The 652-nt window shown below is 67.6% G+C and carries 1 protein-coding gene; it reads left to right on the top strand.

Annotated elements, in window-relative coordinates; all coding sequences use genetic code 11:
* The coding region (locus EGI20_RS18930) for a DNA gyrase C-terminal beta-propeller domain-containing protein (protein WP_498633251.1) at positions 1–652 on the top strand (652 nt) is incomplete at both ends.

Genomic DNA, 652 nt, shown 5'->3' with positions numbered 1-652 from the left:
TCCTGTCGCAAAAGGGCTGGCTGCGCGCGCGCGTTGGCCACAATGTCGACGTGTCTGCCTTGTCGTTCAAGGATGGCGACAGTCTGGCCTGCGTGGTGGAAACGCGCACGGTGTGGCCGGTGGTGGTGCTCGACACCAAGGGTCGCGCCTACACCATCGATGCGGCGGCGGTGCCGACCGGGCGCGGTGACGGTGCGCCGGTCACTTCGCTGCTTGATATGCAGGAGGGTGCCAAGCTGGCGCAATTGCTGGCCGCGCCTGACGATACGCGCTTTGTGGTCGCAAGCTCGGGCGGTTACGGCTTCGTGGCCAAGGTGTCGGACATGACCGGCCGGGTCAAGGCGGGCAAGGCCTTCCTGACGCTGGACGAGCACGACACGGTGCTGCCGCCGGTGCGGGTTGGCACGGCGCTGGATAGCTGCAAGCTGGTTGCCGCCAGCAGCCATGGCCGTCTGCTGGCCTTCCCCGCCAGCGAGCTGAAAGAGCTGGCCAAGGGCCGTGGCCTGATGCTGATGGCGCTGGAAGAGGGGGACGCGCTGACCGCCGTGGGCTTAGTGGCCGGCGAGAAGGCCTTGCTTGCCACGACTTCGGTGCGCGGCAAGGTGGCCGACGAGAAGCTGAGCCTGGGCGAGTTTGAAGGCAAGCGCGGCCG

The organism is Aquitalea sp. S1-19, from assembly GCF_024343515.1.
The sequence above is the reverse complement of the archived record's forward strand: the minus strand, read 5'-3'. Positions and strand labels throughout refer to the sequence as shown.